This window comes from Bacillus sp. 05T21, from assembly GCF_056396785.1.
The window spans coordinates 65,069-80,362 of sequence record NZ_JBFTMD010000017.1 but is presented as its reverse complement, the minus strand read 5'-3'; the positions used below and the strand labels follow the sequence as shown (position 1 = coordinate 80,362).

The following is a 15,294-nucleotide window of genomic DNA, read 5'->3' as shown; positions in this document are numbered from 1 at the left end:
ATTTCCCCTAGCTCTTGCTAGGGATTTTTCTATATATCTTTATTTACATGAGAAACGTAGGTACGTTATAATAATTTCTTATTACATGCAAAGAGGTGCAAAAAATGAATAAAACCGAATTAATAAAAATGGTAGCAGAAAAAGCAGCACTTACACAAAAAGATGCAGCTGCAGCAACACAAGCTGTATTAGATGCTATAACAAATACGCTTGCAAATGAAGAGAAAGTACAGATTCTTGGTTTTGGTACATTTGAAGTGCGTGAAAGATCTGCACGTACAGGACGTAATCCACAAACAGGTGAAGCAATGCAAATCGCTGCATCTAAAGCCCCTGCTTTTAAAGCCGGAAAAGAATTAAAAGTAGCAGTGAAATAATTATACATAGTGAAAAAGGATCTGATATGAATATCAGATCCTTTTTTTTAGTAGGGGTCTCACCACATCGCTATCAAGCTAAGAAAAGCAAATACCCCCAAACGAGAAAATTGACATGTCCAGATGAAAATGTACAATTTTTTGTTTTAGGGGCGTTATAAAGTTTTTAAGTTGATGTGGGGTATCACCAATTAAATTTTTACGAGCAGTAATACGCCCTTATAATGATGATATAATAAACCTCTCAACTTCATTTTCTTTTTATTGATGGGATTGCGCATTTGAAATTACATTATATAAAAACTGTGCATACTGTTCACGTGTTACATTATCACCCATACCAAATATCCCATTTCCATAACCTGCAATAATTCCTTTACTCGCTAAATCATGAATTGCATGAAATGCCCAGTGTTCTTGTGGGACATCCTTAAATGTAGTTCTATTTACTCCTGCATCGATTTGCAAATCATTTTTTATTACATCCCAAAGTGGATTATCTTGACGTTTGGGTTGCCCCTCTTCATCCTATTTTATTTTTTCTGTTCCTAATTCATAATTCTAATGGTGTGGGGTGGATATTTCTCCGTAAAAGTAACTTATTTTCATCTTTTTTAAACAATTTATTATATTATTTTCATCTAATTAGGCACAGAAACAATTCAAAAATTCTTACTACTTTTTAGGAAAAACGTTTTTAGGGTACATTTTAAAATAGCTCTTTTTCTTTAAAATGTTCCTGTGCTTAATATTTAAAATATCTTATGTCAAAATTCCCCGCAACTAATATGTTAAATGATTTATAATTATATACAATATGGAATATTATAGTTAAATATTCCATATTGCAATCTATTAAATATAGCGTATTTAACTTATTATGAATTGATTTGTTAGTCTAAGTATGAATTATTAAGTATGTTTTGTTTATAATTGTCACAATATAATTTTATATTCGACGTTTTAATTACTTATAGAACATTTACATATGTTATAACTGTTATTTATGAGATAAAGAACCTCTCTACATATAAGATTTACTTAATTTAGATTTTTTCTCTCTCAATCATTTTGTCGAAAAAAGTCGTATTTTTATATTTTTTCTTTATTTTTTATTGTAAACGCTTTATTTTCGTGTTACCATCTTAATCAAACAATAGATAGTAACAAACTTAAGATATTTCTTTCCATTAGACACATATAAACGTTCGGTAACAACATGAAAATATGGCCAAAGAAAAATGAACTACATGTTAAAATATTCAATGGGATTTTTACCACCTAATTTTTCTGTTAATTCAGAATTTACATCTTTAACATTTTGTCCCTAAACAAAATTTACATTTTAGCGTGGAAAACCCAAAAAACTAAATCACCCACCCAAATTAATAAATGAAATGTCTGGTTATATCTAGTAATAAGTCATGAGAAAATGATTTCTTCCCTAAGAAAACTGAGCCAATTAATAAAAAGCATCTAAATTACTATCTATTGTTGATTACATATTTACCAACTAAAAAAAAGAACCTACTGAAGGTTCTTTTTTATTTTAATCATTGGTGTTGAATCTTTATCTCCTCAGCTTCATTCAAGTATTATCGTCCTTTTTTATAAAAAATTGTTTCATGCGATTCTATTTATTCTTAACATGCCTCTTTAACCTTTCAAAAGTTTCTTTACCCATTTGAATTTAGTTATCCATCTTACAAAAACGATATCTGTTCTTACTCTGGCTTCATTCCTCTTGAAAAGTATTTTAACGTTTAACTAACATCTGATAGAGATAAGGAACTAATTTCTGGATTTTTGTTAACTCGGTTTATATAGGTTTCTTTTATTTACACTTGCGTACTTATATAGATACGGTGATAATTTAACTTTTTGTTTCTTTATTTTTATAAGACTATGTTCCGAATGATGGATCATCCACAATTTTATATCTAATAAAGAAAGAATTATGTCTGTTTCAAGTGACATTTTGCTTACCTCCTTCTTTCTTAAGTGTTATGTATACATAATATCTCTTAAATCTGGAGCTGATTTGAAATATATATAGTTTTCCTGTGAAGTCTTTATATTCTTTTCTAGTAATTCTCCATACAAACTCCAGATAGTAAAGTTATAATGGCTACTAGAGGTGATATAATGATCAACCATCATATTCTTGTAATAGAAGACGACCAAGAAATTCAGGAATTAATTAAACAATTTTTATTGACACAACAGTATACAGTTGAAGTTGCATCAGATGGATTAGAAGGAATGATACAATTTAATAAGCAATCCTTTGATTTGATTCTTTTGGATGTGATGATGCCAAACCTTAACGGATTTGAAGTTGCGAAAATGATTCGAAGTCAATCAAATGTGCCAGTTATTATGCTGACTGCGTTAGAAGAAGAACAAGATCAAATGAAAGGATTTGATCTTGGAATCGATGATTATATTACAAAACCATTCTCTTTTCATGTTTTGATTAGACGAGTCGAAGCAGTACTAAGAAGAAGCAATGATAAAAGCTTAGATAATCATTTCGTCTTTAAAGAATTGCGTGTCGATGTCGACGCCTATAAAGTATATGTAAATGAAGTTGAAATCTCCTTAACAACGAAAGAATTCGAAATTCTGCAACTACTACTTCAAAATGAGAAAAGAGTACTCCCAAGAGAAAGCATCGTAGAAAAAGTTTGGGGATACGATTATATTGGAGAATCACGAATAATTGATACACATATGAAAAACATACGAAAAAAATTAGATATCCCATACATTAAAACAATAAAAGGCATTGGTTATAAAATCGATGAATAGGATCGTAAAAATCATGAAAATGAAGCGAATTACTTATAAACTTTTTATGACTACATCCCTCATTTTGTTAGCCTTTGCAGTCATGATTTATTTAACTTTATACTTTTTTCTTCCTACATTTTATGAACAATATAAAACAGAGCAGCTTGAAAACGGAATGGAAGAAATAATTGATAAATCTAAGAATCTTACTTTTCAAAATGCACAACCGCTTTTTGAGGAGTATATGCAAAAAAATAATGCAATACTCAGATTTCCAGATTACGAAAGAGTAAACGTTTATTCTACTCCTTATACATTTATTCAAGGAAGTGTTACTCAAGCAGCACGAATAGGGAGTTCCAATAGCCTGAACAAATCATATGATATTCCATTTCAGGATGGTAACCAAACCGTCATAGTATACGCAACATTTCAACCTATTGATGAGGCTTCCAAAGTTTTGGTACGTTTCCTTCCCTATATCAGTATTATTGTAGTTGTTATTGGGATAGGAAGTGCTTATTTATTTTCAAGGTTCATTACAAAGCCACTCATTTATATTAATCGAGGGGCACAAAAAATGGCGGACTTAGACTTTTCCGAAAAAATTGAGATTCGTTCTATGGATGAATTAGGGGAACTATCTAATAGCTTGAATGATATGTCCATTAATTTACAACAAACTATGTTTGATTTACAAAAAGCAAATCAGCAATTAAAAAGTGATATTGAAAAAGAAAGAGAAATAGAAAGAAAACGCAGAGAATTTTTTGCAACTGTATCACATGAATTAAAAACCCCTCTCACTATTATGAAAGGATACTTAGAGGGGATGATATATAATATTGGTCCTTATCAAGATCGTGACCAATACTTAAAGAAAAACCACCAAATTATCGAAAAGATGGAAGATCTAGTTCGTGAGATTTTAAGTATGTCTAAATTAGAACAACATACATTTAAACTACAATTAAAAGAAATAAATCTCTCCGAGTTAATGGATATAATCACAAAAGATCTCAGTTTTTTTGCTTCTCAAAAAGACATTCAAATCATAAAACAGATTGATTCTAACCTTTCTGTCTATACAGATCGGGCTCTTTTAGAAAAAGCCTGTAAAAATATTATTCATAATGCAATTATGTATTCTCCGAATAGCGAGAATGTATATATACAGCTAACTCAGGACTCAAAACAAAAATGTATCTTAATTCAAATTATCAATACAGGTGTACAAATTAAAGAAAATGATATACAACATGTCTTCGAACCATTTTATCGAATTGAAAAGTCAAGAAATCGAAATACTGGTGGGAGTGGCTTAGGATTATATATTGTAAAACAAATTTTTGAAGCACTAGGTATAGAGTACTGTATTAATAATGTAGAACAAGGTGTACAATTTGTTGTTAGTATTCCAATATCTGAACAATAAACAACCTCCCCTAACAATTGGGGAGGTTGTTTATTGTTGCTTTTTAAAATACCCTTATACAATACTTGCCCAGTATTAGATGTATCCACCTACAAACCAAGCTAAGAGTTTTGACTTTACCAGTTCCAGATGAGCCTAAAATAGTTTGAACTAGAATTGAATTCGTGTGTATATGATCAAAAAAAGTTAAATCAATTTACAGGAGTGATCTGTTCAAAATCAGACTACTTTTGCTCTGTTAATTTCACCATTTTTTTTATTTTTTCACCATTGCGATAAACTGTCACTTTAATTGTATCCCCCGATTTTTTCTTTTCATATAAATACTTGCGGAATTGAACAACGTTTTCTATTTTTTGTTCATCCAATGCAATCACAACATCATGCTGCTGTAATCCTCCTTTTTCTGCTGGTGATTGGTTTGAGATATTTCCCAATACTGCACCATTTGATATCTCTTTTGGTAATTTTAATTGATTACGTGCAGAATCTGTCATTTTCTCTACATCTAATAACTGTACACCCATCATTGGACGTTTAACTGTTCCATCTTTCTCAAGAAACCCTAGGGTTGTTTTGGCTATATTAATCGGGATTGCAAATCCAATTCCTTCAACTGCTTGTTGTGCAATTTTACTCGAATTAATTCCAATGACTTCACCCTGTTCATTAAACAAAGCTCCTCCGCTATTCCCAGGATTAATAGCTGCATCTGTTTGAATTACCTGTGCTTGCCAATCCACTTGTTGATTTCCAAGTGTACTAACAGGTATTTCTCGTTCTTTGCTACTAATAATCCCCTTTGTTACACTTCCTTCTAGCCCCAATGGATTCCCAATGGCTATTACCGTTTCCCCTGTACGATTTTTATCTGAGTCTCCAAGTGTTGCGACTCTTTTTACATCAGTTCCGTCAATTTCTAATACCGCTAAATCTAATAATGAATCTGTCCCTACTACTTTAGCGGGAACCTTTTTACCGTTATTCAATTTCACTTCTACTTTATTCGCACCGTCTATCACATGATTATTTGTAACAATAAAAGCCTTATTGCCGTTTTTTTTATATATGACCCCTGATCCCGAACCAGCTTCTTCTGATTGGTCTTGCGTATTAAATGAATCTACATTTTGTTTATAGTTAATGACGCCTACTACAACTTCTTTTGCATCTTCAATCATATTTTGAAGACTATTCACACCTTCTGGTTTGTGCGAGATAGGAGTAACCTGATTCACCTCGTTATTTTTAGCGGATTGACCTGTACCTCCTTTGATCTCATCTATATATGGAGTGGTCAAGCCAATAGTAATTGACCCGATCATTGCACCAATTATTCCAATAAAAAAATAACCAGTTTTTTTACCGTCTCTACTTATGTTCTTTCCTGTTTGTTTTGTATCATAGTGTCCCATTATGAACACTCCTTTCTCCTTTTATGTCACCTGGATATTCCCAACTTAATATTTTCACTATAAGCCCTAAATCTGGAGTGTACATGGAGATAATCAGTAGTTTATCAAGAGTTGTAAATCTGGTTCTGTTGCAAAAGCTTCAAAATATCTAAAAAAAGTCTTTCAGACTTGGACATACTGATACTATTACTCTAAAAATGGAACAATAAAAAAACAATCTCAGTACATCAAAGTTGAGGTAGAGCACATTATGGATACCTTAAAACCAGGACAGGTTTATGAAATAAAAGATGCTTATATTGGAAAGGATAAAAAATTATTTACTCGAGTAATTATGTATCGATTAACAGAAAAACAACTTCGTGAGCGTATGAAAAAACAGGTGTACACAGAAAGTAAAAGGGCATTACTTATTCGGAAAAAAGCAAACGATTAGCTGGCATGAACCTATATGTTACCAATACAACTTGGGAGATCGTTCCGATGGAACAAATCCATAGTTTTTACTCTCTCCGCTGGCAAATTGAAATCATATTTAAAACTTGGAAATCCATATTTCAAATTCATCATTGGCAACATATTAAACAAGAGCGATTAGAATGCCATGTTTATGGAAAACTCATTGCTATTTTTCTATGTTCTTCTACTATGTTTAAGATGCGATAATTAATTTTACAAAAGAAGAAACAAGAATTAAGTGAATATAAAGCAATTGGAATGATTCAAGACCACTTATCCATGTTGTATCAAGCCATACAACAAAACACCCAAGAAATAACAAAGATCCTAAATCAGCTTGTTTCACCTCCTACAGAAGAACGGACGGAAATCTCATCGATATGAGAAGAAGACTGTCTTTGATATTATGGGTGTTGTTTATGAGTATAATGGGTAAAAAACAAAAGAAAGTTGCATAATTAAAAAAATGAAACCCGTTAGGGTTTATTTGGTATGCGTATGATTAAAAGTTTGCTTATATTTTAGGAATGCTTTACCCCCACAAAATGAAAGTACATTTTGTTTCCATTCTTAAGTTGATGGGCATGCGGCTGTACCCCTTATAGTGAATATTTAGTGACTTATTCGTTATAAGCGTGTTTTTGCCCATCCCCCGAAAAGGGGGAATAAGACAAAGTATAGAAAATTAATATACAAAAGAAAAGACACCCTAAGGTGCCTTCCTCCGACTTGATAACCACTTTAATTTTAATAATATGTATTGGACTCTCATCCGAATTTTATTTTACCACATTAAGTTCTTTTGTCCATTTAGAAAAAATACAACTCATTATTTGAACGTAAAAAGTCTTAATAGGACTAGGACTTTTTGACAAAATGAATATGATTCAAAAAAAGGACTTGTAGGCGTACCATCAACATTTTAACTAAAATATACGCTAAGCAAATTTCGACATAAAAAAACGATGATTTTACTACTCTAAGCTACTTATTCATTCTCAAAAACGAGGGTATTTAAAACAAATAAAATTCACGTTTTGAGAATCTCTTAACGTATAAAAACGTTAAAATGTGCATGCTACCCCTTTGTAACCTTAAAACTCACTCCAGCAATTCCTTACAACGTATATATATTGATAATGCAAACCCTAATTACAGACAAAGGGAGAAGAATGTTTATTTTTCTCCTCCCTCTGTCTATTAACAATACTTAATTATAGCTCTGTAACCTTTTTATTCATCTCGTGTTATTCTACGAATAGTTTAAGGTATAAGTACTTCTTATTTGATATTTAGTGCTGATTCACTGAAAACATATATTCTTTGTATGTTTTTCTTGTGGATAGAATAAGCCCCATCATTAGCATGTTCGAAAATAAAGAGCTTCCGCCATATGATAAAAATGGAAGTGCAATACCTTTGACAGGCATTAATCCCACAATCATGCCGACATTTTGAAAAAATTGTAACATTAGAACGCCTACAATTCCTGCGCATAGTAAGGTGCCGAATAAATTATCTGCAGAATTACCAATTATAAGTATTCGGGAAAGCAGTAAGAAGAATATGCATATTATAAAAGTGGCAACTATAAAACCGCCTTCTTCGGCAATTGTGGCAAAAATGAAATCAGTATGTTTTTCTGGAATATAAACATTTCCAGAACCGAAGCCTTTTCCTTCTACCCCTCCACTACCAACAGCTAAAATTGATTGTTGAGTTTGATATCCCTGATCTGTATGCTGAAATGGATCTAACCAGCCTAAAATTCGCGATTGTTGGTGAGGTTTTAATAAAGTAACTAACTTATTGAAGAAAATATCTGGATATTTTACGTATATAAATATTAAAGCAGACAATACAGTCATCGGAATTCCTGCACATAGTACGATTAACTTTTTTTGAATTCCTGACATAAATATAATACATGCAATGGCTGCTATATATAGGAACACCATTCCCGTATCGGGTTGACTATATACAAGTAACGCAGGTGGAATAGTTATCAAAAATATTTTACCAATCAAAAGTAAATCAGTTTGAAATGTCCGTGCCATATGCTGTGCATTATGTTTTACGACTAAACTTGCGACCAGAAGAAGTAAGGCAAGCTTAAAAAATTCAGCTGGCTGAGTAGCACCAATAATTGGAAATCTAAACCATCTTTTTGCTCCTGATATTTCAGGTGTAAAACTTGATACTGGTAATACCTTTAAGATGATAATTGAGATGAACCCCACAATATAAATCGGCCAAGCTAATTTTTGTAATTGATCTAAATCGATACTGGCAACAATTAATAATAAAACAAAACCGATGGCGTAATTTACCATTTGTTTCATAGCAAAATTTTGGTTACCATATTGTCCGGTTTGCTGACTACTGTATATTGCAACAATACTGGTGACACATAATATGAATAAAATGAATATTAGTTTCTTATCTAATTTTTTTAAAAAAACTATTTTCCCCACCATTTCCCCCCTAGACATTGTGATATTTACTTTTTATAGGAACTATCCTGTTTTTCATGTGTACATTAACATTTATTAATATAATTTTACAATAATAAGGAGACATTGAACATTCTCAAAATTATCCATACTGATTAGACAACTTTAAAAAGGTGTATGATTAGTGTGGATAAGGAAAGTTTATTTAAATGGAGACATTATCAACCTAATATTATTTTGTTGAACCTGAAATGGTACCTACGGTAAAACCTAAATTCTCGTGATTTGGTGGAGTGCTTTTTAAATCCTGCCTACTTTACATTAGTCACTCCAAACTTATCTGAACCAGACATGTAGTCAGACTATTTTTAGAATACGGGTATCACTATAACCTGATTTAATAGATCTCTCACATGAATCTTAAAGTTCTTATATTAAAAATTTTCTGAATTATATTTTGGATTTTTTCGGAGTAGTTCTTCAATAAGTTTTGCTTTTTCATTCACCTTTGTTGCATATGTGAAATCACCATAACAATATGGATACCTAAAATTATTTTGATTTGCACCACAAGTGTACATCGCTGGATTTTGATCAACTTTCATCTTAGAAAAATTTTTGGCCGAATCTTCCGAGTGTTGTTTAACTTCTTGACTGGCAATAAAATCAATATACCCTGGTCCCATATTATAGCTTTGAATAATTGTATCCATGCTAACATCTTTTTCCGTTCCATATTTGTACATTTGAGTAAAGTGTTTTACCCCTTGTTTAATGCTCGAGCTTGTCTCTTGAATTTCATTTGACTTTAATCCAAGTGATTCAGAAGACTGCATAGGGTCGTTACCCTGACCTCTACTCTCCTGGTACATAATTCCTAATAAAACTGCTGTTTTACCTCCTAAATTATATTTTTCTAATTCTCTTTTCAAGGTGGGCTCATATTGCAATAAACGTTTTTCGGTAGCAATCACTTTATTTCTTTGAATATTGATTTTATGCTTAACATAAAATATTACAAGCATGGTTCCTAAACCTAAAATACTAATAAAGAATAATATAATAAATCGTGTTTTAATCGTATTCTTCATACATTACTCCTCCTCATATAAAAAATTCGTACTTTTTTGGACTCAAAATTATTTCTTTTAGGTGTAAAGTTTAATATAGGAATTTAAAGAAAAACAATCGCCTGAATTGGAGGGTTTTTCAAGGCGAGTTATTCTTTGAATCGTTTCCGTACCCCTAGAAGTATCACACTTTTTTTTTGAAATTTGCTGTTCTTTGTTTTGCCCAATTGATACATTTCTTTTCAATTAAATGATACGATAATATAGAACAAAGTATTGTCGTTGTAATACATATGATAAGAAGAAAAAGGGTGGGTATCTTTGCATACAAAAGTTTAAATAGTACCATCATGATTGGAAAATGACATAAATAGATACTATATGAAATTTCTCCTAAGTATACAAATACACTCTTATTTAAAAATGCTTTTACTTTTAGGTTACTCATCGCCATGATAATAAATATACTAATACCAATTACGACACCCCAATCTTTTAATAAGAAAGTAGTATCATTACGGGAAAAACCATAAATTAAAATGGAGTATAAATATAGAATTATCCCTAATGCAATAAGAAATCCTTTTTTAAATTTTTTCATATTTTGATATAAATAAATAAGTTTTTCCTGATACTTAAAAAGTAACATTCCAACCATAAACATAGATGTGAAATGCAGTGTATCGGCATAACCATTATAAAATCCCTCTGCTTTCCCAATATGCAACATATTAAGAAAAACACTAATTAAAGAAAAGCTTAAAGCAAATAGTATCGTTTTCTTCCAACTCAGTTTATAAAAAAGAAGAAATAACAAAGGAAACACAATAGATATACGCATTTCTTGAGCCAATGACCAGATAACTGGATTATAATTTTCCGTAAAAAAGTTATTAAGAAGCACAAAGTGGTTTATAATATCTAATTTTGTTATAGACCCTTGCCACCTATCATAGAACCAATCCCGTAGTCCTGCCACTTCATACGACGAAAACAAAATAAATAAAGCAAAGGTAATGATTATCCAAAAATAATAAGGGATATAGATTCTTACAAATCTCTTAATTAAATATCCCCAATAATTTGTTTTTGAATGATAAAGTGCCATAGATAACACAAAACCACTTAGTACATAAAAAACGATTACAGCTTCTCCACCCGCCCATAAAAACCTAAGCGGGGAAAATTTAATAGAATTAGGCAACGATGGTAGCATTAAACAAAAATGTCCAAATACCACTGTAAGTGCCGCTAACCCTCGTATGGAATCTAATTCTTTTATTCTCTTACTCATAAAATGTTCTCCTTGTAAATTGTAGATTTTGCTGTTAATGAAGGTCATTTAAACCCCCGATACTACAAAAAAAGCTGTGTATCTTTTAAAGATATTTTTCATATTTATGCATAAATTATAGAACAAATATAGAAAGAAAAAAGAAAGAGAAAAGAAAGAAAAAAGAAATTTTATCTAAAGTTTTTATAAATTTTTTAACTTATATATAAGTATAACTTCATTTGAAATTTTTATATTGATGTTATAGGGATAGCCCCCATCGCTATCAAGCTAACAAAACAAAACACCACCTGAAACTGACCTTTCTAACTTTAGCTTGATAGCGGTGTCGTTCCTCCCCTATTAATTAAATGTTTATTTTCATTTTATGTTGAGATATTCTTCTAAAGTGATATTTCGCTCGTAAATATCTTTAGCAATATCACCTGCATATCGAATATGCCATGGTTCATATAAATAACCTGTAATCTGTTCTTTGTCCTTTAAATAACGAATGATAAAACCTGCACGATGGGCATTATTTTTTAACCATTCCCCTTCAATAGTATTAGAAAATTCGGTTTCTAATGTATTATTGACACTATCAGCAGAAACATCCATAGCTAGTCCAGTTTGGTGTTCGCTATGCCCCGGTTTTGCAGAAACTGTATCAGCTTGAACTTGCCCCTGTGTCTCTACATTACGCTTATAGACATTCTGTTGATATTTTTCAGAGCGAAATCCTGATATAGCGTGTAATCTTATTCCATCTTGTTTTGCTAAGGAAAACAATTTTTCTAAAGCTATCGCGGCTTCTTTCCGCATATAATTCTTCTCTTGAATACCATCAAATGCAAACTTAACATTTGGCACAATTAAATCATTGGGTTTATAACCACTTGGAAGTTTTCTATGCTTATTCACTACTACATCTGCAGCATCTGGAGAGATTATCGTTATAACCTCATCATTACTTCGAATATTCTCTTTACTGTGGACAGTAGCCAATGTATCACGAAAAAAAATATATGTTCCCAAGAGGATTAAAGCAGTCCCCCCTACTAAGCTACCTATCACCTTTATATTCATTTTATCTACTCCTTATAGTTACCTTTTTTATGTGTTTCATATGATTGCTGAAACTACCCGCTAAATTACCGGAAGATTTAATGAATTATCATAATCTTAAAATAGATTTTATAGATTCAAAAAAAGGTATATAAAGTTTGTCAAATCCATATGAGAATAGTTTTTTGGTTTCTATAAAACGCTTAGAGCGATCACTAGTACCCATTACAACAGAAATCATCCTTTTACCATCTAGTTTTGCTGTTCCTGTAAAACAGTATCCTGCTGCATCTGTAAATCCAGTTTTTAATCCATCAACTCCTTGAAAATATAATCTTCTATTAGATGGATAAAGCATTTTATTCGTTGTATTTACAGTGATTCCACGTAAGTTAAAAGATGTAAGTTTGGTTATTTCTAATATACTCGGATAATTTTTTATCAAATGCTGTGCTAATTTTGCTGCATCTAATGCAGTCATTTGGGATTCTTCATTTTTTTCATTGGCAAGGCCGGTTGCATTAACAAAGCGCGTCTGAGTTGATAATTGTAATTGCTTTGCTTTTTCATTCATAAGCAGTGTGAAATTCTTTTCACTCTTAGCAATATGTTCAGCTAATGCAATTGCAGCATTATTCGCTGATGATATTACCATCGCATGAAATAATTCTCTAACAGTTAAACGATCTCCATCTTTTACATTAATTTTTACACCTTCGCAATTCGCAGCATTTGAGCTAATCGTAACAGAATCATCCCATTTTAAGCTGCCATTTTCGATTTGCTCTAATACGATATACTCTGTCATCATTTTCGACATACTCGCTGGTGCAAAAGGTATATCTTCATTTTTTTTATATATGATTTTTCCTGATTCGGCATCCATTAGAATCGCAGCCTTCGCTTGAATATTCAGCTCATTATTATGTGTTTGAAAAAAATAGAGGAATATAATTGCTGAGATACATAGTATAGGAATATAAATCTGTTTCTTTAAAATCTTCATTTTCTAATCTCCTTTTTTCTTGTGTAAAATTAGTTTAAAATAAAATATTAAATTGGAAGAAAAGAAAAAATAAAGATTTAATAAAGAAAGAAGAAGCTTCTTATAAAGAAGCTTCCTTTGAAAATACATGTAACTTTACTGTGAAAGTTGTTTTTTCTACATCACTGTATACTTCAATTGTTCCATCATGCAATTCCACAATACTTTTGGTGATTGCTAAACCAAGTCCTGAACCACCTGTCTGAAGAGCGCGAGATTTTTCAACTCGATAAAAACGTTCAAATATATAAGGTAATTCTGTAGTTGGTATAGAGCTACCGTAATTTGTAATATCTATCACAACTAAATTATCCTCTTCACGTGCTACAATATCTATATATTTCCCATCACTTCCATATCTAATTGCATTTGTAATTAGATTTTCAAACACCCTTACTAATTTGTCACCATCTGCAAGCACACTTAATTTTTTTGATGATATAGATTTCCGAACATTCATGTTGGCCTGCTTTATTTCAAACCGAAATTGCACTACTAATTGTTCAAGCATTTCAATGATATCGATTTTAGTTTTTTCTAAGTGAGTCCCTTTGTTTTGAAAACGTGTATATTCAAATAGATCATTTATCAGATTAGTTAGTCTTAAAACCTTATCATATACAATCTCTATAAAATAACGTAATTCTATTTCATCCCTATATTTATCTTGATGAATATAGGTTAAATATCCTACAATTGAGGTCAACGGTGTCCGTAAATCATGTGAAACATTTGTAATCAAATCTTTTTTTGTCTGTTCTATTAAACGTTCTTCTTCAATAGATATTTTTAATTGCTTTGCTATGTTATTAATTTCTTTAGCCAATTCCCCTAATGGAGTATCAGGTATAATGACAATTTCATGTTCAAAATTGATGTTCCCAATATGCTTGATTTCATTTAAAATTTGATTGAAATATTCTTTGAAATATTTTCTTTTTTCATACACATAACATAGCGAAATATAAAAAAGAATAAAAACAAAATTAAAGAGATAGTAAAGATTAGCATACAGCTTTTCTAAGTGCCTAGGTCCATAAGCTTGTGAAACTTCTATACGCACCGTACGAAACGTACTTGACGTAGCATCTAATCCCCAATAAAACACCTTAATAATATAAAGTGTTCCATAGGATAGACATATTGCAAGAAAAATATATATACATATTTTCCATATAGGAATGGATTTAAGAATCTGTAAAGAACTATTTTTCAATTTTGTATCCCACTCCCCATACATTTTGAATTATCCTCTCCCCTTCTAAAACATTTTCTAATTTCTCTCTGATATTACTAATATGAACCATAACGGTTTTATTTGAATCACACGCTACATTTTTCCAAACCCGCTCAAAAATCTCTTCAGAACTATAGACTCTTCCAGGAGTAGATGCTAATACATATAAAATTTCAAATTCAATAGGCGTTAATTTTATGATAGTATTTCCCATTGTAACAATATGATTTTCCTTATTAATTACAAGTGATCGGATTTGTATAATATTTTTTTTAACATTTTGATTGGAAGTATTTTTCAAAAAGGATCTTCTTAATAAAGCTTTTACTCGAGCAACTAATTCTAAAGGATTAAAAGGCTTGATCATGTAATCATCAGCCCCTGTCATTAATCCTATTATTTTATCCATATCTTCAGCTTTTGCACTTAACATAAGAATAGGAACATCACTAAATTTTCTTATTTGTTTACATACTTCTATGCCATCGATATGTGGCATCATAATATCTAGTATCATTAAATTAATTTGTTCATGTTTCATGATATCTAATGCTTCTATACCATTAGAAGCCGTATGAATCGTATACCCTTCATTTCGGAGGTATAAATCGATTAACTGTACAATATCAGCTTCATCATCAACAATTAAAATATTCGTCTTCACACAAT

The 15,294-nt window shown here is 31.1% G+C and carries 12 protein-coding genes and 3 pseudogenes; 5 read left to right on the top strand and 10 right to left on the bottom strand.

What is annotated here, in order from left to right; genetic code table 11:
- The first annotated feature begins 104 nt into the window (after positions 1-104).
- Entirely contained in the window at positions 105-377 is a 273-nt protein-coding gene (locus tag AC1DKZ_RS23500) for an HU family DNA-binding protein (RefSeq protein WP_476997166.1), read from the top strand.
- Between the two features lie 285 nt (positions 378-662).
- Here AC1DKZ_RS23500 and AC1DKZ_RS23495 read toward each other — a convergent pair.
- Together AC1DKZ_RS23495 and AC1DKZ_RS23490 are read right to left on the bottom strand one after the other, a co-directional pair.
- Positions 663-938, bottom strand: a pseudogene (locus AC1DKZ_RS23495) (S-layer homology domain-containing protein); the annotation flags it as partial.
- A 1,248-nt stretch (positions 939-2,186) separates the two neighbouring features.
- On the bottom strand, positions 2,187-2,354 hold the full coding sequence (locus tag AC1DKZ_RS23490) for a hypothetical protein (RefSeq protein WP_002137419.1): 168 nt from the start codon (positions 2,352-2,354) through the stop codon (positions 2,187-2,189).
- Positions 2,355-2,522: 168 nt separating this feature from the next.
- Here AC1DKZ_RS23490 and AC1DKZ_RS23485 point away from each other — a divergent pair, with 168 nt between their 5' ends.
- Both AC1DKZ_RS23485 and AC1DKZ_RS23480 read left to right on the top strand, forming a co-directional pair.
- The gene (locus AC1DKZ_RS23485; protein ID WP_002090432.1) at positions 2,523-3,188 is read left to right on the top strand and encodes a response regulator transcription factor; all 666 of its coding nucleotides are present in this window, start codon (positions 2,523-2,525) and stop codon (positions 3,186-3,188) included.
- Complete coding sequence (locus AC1DKZ_RS23480) at positions 3,181-4,605, top strand: sensor histidine kinase (protein WP_476997165.1); 1,425 nt, start codon at positions 3,181-3,183, stop codon at positions 4,603-4,605. The genes AC1DKZ_RS23485 and AC1DKZ_RS23480 overlap by 8 nt, the downstream gene beginning before the upstream one ends.
- 224 nt (positions 4,606-4,829) lie before the next feature.
- On the opposite strand, the gene AC1DKZ_RS23475 is transcribed toward AC1DKZ_RS23480, so the two are convergent.
- Complete coding sequence (locus AC1DKZ_RS23475) at positions 4,830-6,029, bottom strand: S1C family serine protease (protein WP_476997164.1); 1,200 nt, start codon at positions 6,027-6,029, stop codon at positions 4,830-4,832.
- 178 nt (positions 6,030-6,207) lie between these two features.
- Here AC1DKZ_RS23475 and AC1DKZ_RS23470 point away from each other — a divergent pair.
- Positions 6,208-6,937: pseudogene (locus tag AC1DKZ_RS23470) on the top strand (transposase); the annotation flags it as partial.
- 834 nt (positions 6,938-7,771) lie between these two features.
- Here AC1DKZ_RS23470 and AC1DKZ_RS23465 read toward each other — a convergent pair.
- A complete protein-coding gene (locus AC1DKZ_RS23465) occupies positions 7,772-8,956 on the bottom strand; it encodes an FtsW/RodA/SpoVE family cell cycle protein (protein ID WP_033658634.1) in 1,185 nt (394 codons plus the stop codon).
- Between the two features lie 153 nt (positions 8,957-9,109).
- Here AC1DKZ_RS23465 and AC1DKZ_RS23460 point away from each other — a divergent pair.
- Positions 9,110-9,196, top strand: a pseudogene (locus AC1DKZ_RS23460) (IS6 family transposase); the annotation flags it as partial.
- A gap of 170 nt (positions 9,197-9,366) precedes the next feature.
- On the opposite strand, the gene AC1DKZ_RS23455 reads toward AC1DKZ_RS23460, so the two are convergent.
- The 6 genes from AC1DKZ_RS23455 to AC1DKZ_RS23430 form a co-directional block, all read right to left on the bottom strand.
- Complete coding sequence (locus tag AC1DKZ_RS23455) at positions 9,367-10,023, bottom strand: lysozyme family protein (protein WP_476997163.1); 657 nt, start codon at positions 10,021-10,023, stop codon at positions 9,367-9,369.
- Positions 10,024-10,186: 163 nt separating this feature from the next.
- Complete coding sequence (locus AC1DKZ_RS23450; RefSeq protein WP_476997162.1) at positions 10,187-11,296, bottom strand: acyltransferase family protein; 1,110 nt, start codon at positions 11,294-11,296, stop codon at positions 10,187-10,189.
- Between the two features lie 360 nt (positions 11,297-11,656).
- Positions 11,657-12,364 (bottom strand): M15 family metallopeptidase, encoded by a 708-nt coding sequence (locus AC1DKZ_RS23445; RefSeq protein ID WP_476997161.1) that lies wholly within the window; start codon positions 12,362-12,364, stop codon positions 11,657-11,659.
- Positions 12,365-12,452: 88 nt separating this feature from the next.
- The gene (locus AC1DKZ_RS23440; protein ID WP_476997160.1) at positions 12,453-13,349 is read right to left on the bottom strand and encodes a D-alanyl-D-alanine carboxypeptidase family protein; all 897 of its coding nucleotides are present in this window, start codon (positions 13,347-13,349) and stop codon (positions 12,453-12,455) included.
- A 100-nt stretch (positions 13,350-13,449) separates the two neighbouring features.
- Complete coding sequence (locus AC1DKZ_RS23435; protein ID WP_033708651.1) at positions 13,450-14,604, bottom strand: sensor histidine kinase; 1,155 nt, start codon at positions 14,602-14,604, stop codon at positions 13,450-13,452.
- Positions 14,594-15,289, bottom strand: a complete 696-nt coding sequence (locus tag AC1DKZ_RS23430) for a response regulator transcription factor (RefSeq protein ID WP_002090419.1) — start codon at positions 15,287-15,289, stop codon at positions 14,594-14,596. The genes AC1DKZ_RS23435 and AC1DKZ_RS23430 overlap by 11 nt, the downstream gene beginning before the upstream one ends.
- Positions 15,290-15,294: the final 5 nt, after the last annotated feature.

What these genes read in the sequence shown, in the direction of transcription:
- AC1DKZ_RS23500 (WP_476997166.1), top strand. Translation starts at nt 105, where the DNA reads ATGAATAAAACCGAATTAATAAAAATGGTAGCAGAAAAAGCAGCACTT.
- AC1DKZ_RS23490 (WP_002137419.1), bottom strand. Translation starts at nt 2,354, where the DNA reads ATGTCACTTGAAACAGACATAATTCTTTCTTTATTAGATATAAAATTG.
- AC1DKZ_RS23485 (WP_002090432.1), top strand. Translation starts at nt 2,523, where the DNA reads ATGATCAACCATCATATTCTTGTAATAGAAGACGACCAAGAAATTCAG.
- AC1DKZ_RS23480 (WP_476997165.1), top strand. Translation starts at nt 3,181, where the DNA reads ATGAATAGGATCGTAAAAATCATGAAAATGAAGCGAATTACTTATAAA.
- AC1DKZ_RS23465 (WP_033658634.1), bottom strand. Translation starts at nt 8,956, where the DNA reads ATGGTGGGGAAAATAGTTTTTTTAAAAAAATTAGATAAGAAACTAATA.
- AC1DKZ_RS23455 (WP_476997163.1), bottom strand. Translation starts at nt 10,023, where the DNA reads ATGAAGAATACGATTAAAACACGATTTATTATATTATTCTTTATTAGT.
- AC1DKZ_RS23450 (WP_476997162.1), bottom strand. Translation starts at nt 11,296, where the DNA reads ATGAGTAAGAGAATAAAAGAATTAGATTCCATACGAGGGTTAGCGGCA.
- AC1DKZ_RS23445 (WP_476997161.1), bottom strand. Translation starts at nt 12,364, where the DNA reads ATGAATATAAAGGTGATAGGTAGCTTAGTAGGGGGGACTGCTTTAATC.
- AC1DKZ_RS23440 (WP_476997160.1), bottom strand. Translation starts at nt 13,349, where the DNA reads ATGAAGATTTTAAAGAAACAGATTTATATTCCTATACTATGTATCTCA.